The sequence below is a fragment of the Polaromonas sp. P1_E3 genome, from assembly GCF_056405935.1.
Genome location: NZ_JBFUBD010000231.1, coordinates 1 through 4,376 on the forward strand (window position 1 = coordinate 1; position 4,376 = coordinate 4,376).

4 protein-coding genes are annotated in these 4,376 nt (G+C 57.1%); all 4 read right to left on the reverse strand.

The window, feature by feature from the left end:
• On the reverse strand, positions 1–306 hold a 306-nt coding region (locus AC1D0Z_RS16570; RefSeq protein ID WP_477659315.1), incomplete at its 3' end, for a GIY-YIG nuclease family protein.
• On the reverse strand, positions 303–1,430 hold the full coding sequence (locus AC1D0Z_RS16575) for a DGQHR domain-containing protein (RefSeq protein ID WP_477659316.1): 1,128 nt from the start codon (positions 1,428–1,430) through the stop codon (positions 303–305). The genes AC1D0Z_RS16575 and AC1D0Z_RS16570, both read right to left, overlap by 4 nt.
• A gap of 107 nt (positions 1,431–1,537) precedes the next feature.
• On the reverse strand, positions 1,538–2,692 hold the full coding sequence (locus AC1D0Z_RS16580; protein WP_477659317.1) for a formyltransferase family protein: 1,155 nt from the start codon (positions 2,690–2,692) through the stop codon (positions 1,538–1,540).
• Positions 2,693–2,789: 97 nt separating this feature from the next.
• Positions 2,790–3,950: an aminotransferase class V-fold PLP-dependent enzyme gene (locus AC1D0Z_RS16585; protein WP_477659318.1), complete on the reverse strand. Its 1,161-nt coding sequence runs from the start codon at positions 3,948–3,950 to the stop codon at positions 2,790–2,792.
• Positions 3,951–4,376 lie beyond the last annotated feature (426 nt).

The window sequence follows — 4,376 nt, forward strand, 5'->3', positions numbered from 1 at the left end:
CAGAGGATATCTACCCTCGTTATGAACGTGAATATTGAGCCATGTTCGCTCGACTCTATTTGTATCTGAAGTTTCTAGCCAGAAAAATTTTGTTGCTCGTCCATCGGGTGTTACGGCTGTTTTTTCTGGGCTATCAAGGTGCTGCATAAAACGCCTCCGAAGATCAACTGCGAGACCGACATACAAAATTGTCCCATCGAAGGTAGTAAGCGCATAACAGCCAGATTTAGCCGGAATAAATTTTGACTTATTCAAAGAGAATGGTTCCCAACTGGGAGCCATTGGGATCAATTTCCCTACGTTCATATTTCAATTGATGAATTCGTTGAAGTAGAGTTCAACGCCGCACCCATCGCACCTGCAACTTGATTTATTGCACCAGAGTTAAGGAAGCTCGCCTTAGAGCCACTGGCCCACCAATCTGGGTGCCCTACCCCCGCATAGTCGCCCTCTACATTCTCCAAACACTTTTTTAGGAGTTCAGTTTGCACACTGACAGTAAAGTTTCCATTGACTTGCAGCTTCATAAAAAATGGAATCGAAAACTTACTAAATAACTCAACGCCGTTGTACTTAAATAAAACGGCCGAATTGCCATCGTCAAGAACAGAGGCGATCGCCTTCCAGTAATTAAGAAATATCTTCTTTTGTTTTTCAAAATCCCGAAAAGCATTTAATGGGTTGTTAGCAGTTAGAACATACTTTACAACTGCCTTCACAAATGATTTTTGATTAATCGTGGATCCCTCACGAGCAGCATTTGCCATAAGTACCTTGCCGCGCCATGGCGAATCCTCCGTTTGGTTCAAGTAGTCGACTAGGCGAACCGCCTGAGCCACATCGCCTAGCTCAACTCTTTTTCTTATCCACTTAGGAAGCGTTGGCATATCTTCAATGTCAATCGCTTCGGTCAGCCGCGCAATAATGCGCTGCTCAACGCCAGCCTCCACACTTTTCTGAGTCGTGTTCACTATTAGAAAGTGGCACATCTGATGAATCTTTGGAAGTGAAGTAGCTATATTCACAGCAACATCGAAGTCGAKCACCCTGTCGTCACGTTCCGCTGCGATTCTTAGACCCTCCAGACGATGCTGCCCATCCACGACCCCAAACGGCCCCACCTCATCTATGTTGATCGCGATGCTGTGTTTGTCGATATCGTAGGAAATCGCCTTATCCGTAGCAAGAAACACGGAGGTGGGTAGAAAAGCATCCTTGCTTTCTTGGCCTTCCACTATGTAGTCAGCAAGTCTTTTTGCTCGAGCGGTATTTAGAAGTCTTTGATAACCACTATCGTTAGCGTTATCCGGATCAAGTGTCTCAACACTGTAGAAACCAGGAACGATTAAATCTCGGACTTTTATTGATGTGGTGTAAAGGGTCAGATCGCCCTGTCTGACAATGGCCGCCGGCACAACAATAGTGGTCATAGATTCTCGATAGTTGAAAGTAAACGCCGTTCCTTTGCCCTGAACGACTTGGTTGGTTAAGTGTCTGTGAAACTTTGTAGCCTAGTTGACAAGTCGACAGTGGCTCATTACCCAGTAACCTGCCGCTCCCCCAACGCAATATCCAGCATCATCTCGCTGGCCAAGGTCCCCAGCTCCTTCTGCAACGCCTCTACCGACAACTTGGCCGGCACCAGCAAGTGCGCCTCGACCTTGAAGGTCTGCTTGCCTGAGACACCGCTGCGCACGATGTCGGTGTGAATGCTTTCGATGCTGATGCCGCGCTCGGCGAGCATTTTCGTGAGCTTGCTGACGATACCCAGGCGGTCTTCGCCTACCAGTTCGAGTTCAAACACGCGCAGGGCGGCGGGTGTGTTGGCGCCATCGCTTTTTGCTACCACCACTTGCAGGCCGCTGGACTGCAGGCCGCGCAATGAGTTGGCGAGGTTGTCGGCATTCTCGCGGGGCACTTCGAAGTGGACCATGCCGGCGAATTCACCGGCCAGGCGTGTCATGCGGCTGGCGGCCCAGTTGGCGCCGAAGCGTTGGGCTTTGTCTGCGAGTGAGCTGACGATGCCCTGGCGGTCGGTGCCGACGATGGAGACGACCAGCGAGGTGTTGGCGGATGAGGTCTCTTCCTTCAGCACCACGGCCTTGCGCAGCATGGGCGCGCGGGTGGCGAAGGCGGGGTCTTGTACCTCGGCGGGCAGGCTGCCTTGCAGGCGGGCGTGGTGCACGACCTTGCTGAGCAGTGCCAGGCCCATGGGCGCCAGGGCGCGCTCCCACAGTTCGCGGGCGGTTTCGCCTTTTTTGACAAAGCACCAGTCTTGCGCGGCGATGGCGCCGGCGTCCCAGCCGTCGGCCAGGTGGTAGACGGAGCCGCCGGCAATGGGGTCGCCTTCCAGAATCGTCCACTCAACGGCCGCAATGCCGCGGTGCCTTGGCAGCAGCGAGGGGTGGTAGCCGATGCCGCCCAGGCGCGAGCGTGCAAGTGCGTCGTCGCTCACGCGGGCATGCGTGTGCGCGGCGATGATGAGTTCGGTGCCTTCGGCAATCGCTTCGCCGGGCACGATCTTGGGGTTGGCCAGCACATGCACGGGGATGCCGGCGGCGCGCCCGGCAATCGCCAGCCGGTCGTCTTCAGCGGGGGCGACGATGCTGGTGAACTCAATGCCTTCTTCTTTGCGAAGCGCCTCAAATACCGAGGCTGCGAAAAAACGGGAACCGACCAAAGCGCATTTCATGGACACGTCTCTTTAGGAATGAATAGATGAAGGGATGGATTAAAACAAAAAGCGGACATAAAAAAGGGAGCCGAAGCTCCCGATGAGAAACAGCCGCTCAGGCCGCGACAGCCTGGCGCGCCTTCTCGGTCAGGCCGATCTGGTCGAGTGCGGCGGCGAGCTGGCCGACGGTGCGGTCAGACTGGTGCCACTTCTCGAGGCCAAACAGGCCGACGCGGAAGGTCTTGAAGTCTGCGGTCTCATCACACTGCAGCGGCACACCGGCGGCGGTTTGCAAACCTTGCGCAAGAAACTTTTTGCCGGACTGGATGTCGGGGTCTGTGGTGTAGCTGACGACCACGCCCGGGGCCTTGAAGCCTTCAGCGGCCACGCTGGGCAGGCCGCGGCTTTCAAACAGTTTGCGCACCTTGCTACCCAGGGCTTCCTGCTCGGCTTTGACTTTGGCAAAGCCGTAGTCTTGCGTTTCTTTCATGGCGGCGCGCAGGCGCGTGAGGGCGTCTGTGGGCAGGGTGGCGTGGTAGGCATGGCCGCCGTTTTCATACGTCTCCATGATCTGCATCCACTTCTTGAGGTCGCAGGCAAAGCTGGAGCTGGCGGTGCTGTCTATCGCGGCGCGGGCGCGCTCGCTGAGCATGACCATGGCGCAGCAGGGTGAGCTGCTCCAGCCTTTTTGCGGGGCGGAGATGAGCAGGTCAACGCCGGTGGCCTTCATGTCGACCCACATGGCGCCGGAGGCAATGCAGTCGAGCACAAAGAGGCCACCCACGGCATGCACCGCTGCGGCCACGGCCTGCAGGTAGCTGTCGGGCAGGATCATGCCGGAAGCGGTTTCTACGTGCGGGGCAAAAACGAGCGCGGGCTTTTCTTTGGCGATGGCAGCGACCACATCGGCAATGGGTGCGGGCGCCCAGGGGGCTTGCGCGCCGGGGCCGGTCTGTTTGGCCTTGAGCACGGTGTGCGACGCAGGGATGTGGCCCATGTCAAAGATTTGCGTCCAGCGGTAGCTGAACCAGCCGTTGCGGATGACCATGACGTGCTTGCCGCCCGCAAACTGGCGGGCCACGGCTTCCATGCCGTAAGTGCCGCTGCCGGGCACCAGGGCCACGGCGTGCGCCTTGTACACGTCTTTCAAGATGCGGGAGATGTCGCTCATCACACCCTGGAAGCTTTTTGACATGTGGTTGAGGGCGCGGTCGGTGTAGACCACCGAAAACTCGAGCAGGCCGTCAGGGTCAACGTTGGGGAGGAGTCCGGGCATGGTGTTGTCTCTCAAATCGTTATTAAAAGTCGGGCAGCCAGCTTAACAGGATGGGGCGATTTTGGCAGTGGGGTTATGGGTGGCGGCGGGAGGCTGTAAGGAGTGCGAGCGGCGTGGGAGGGCCGTGCGGCGGGCGCTCCGGGTGTGCTGCATGCTATTTATTTGATAGCTGCTCGCGCTCGTCCTTATTGGGCTGCAGGCACTTTTTATAGGTAAAAGTTGATACAGATCAAGACTGTGAGGGGTTTTGATGCCCCTGGGCGCGCCTAGGGCACCCGCGACACCCGCCAAGCCGTCCTGAAGCAAGCCTGCTGCGGCCGATGGTACGCTGGCCTTCTGATCACGACAGCCGCTGAATCTACCCCTGCCACCCCCGCCCCGGGGGCCTATCTACGCCGCTGGGCCATCGTGGCGGCGCTGCTGGCG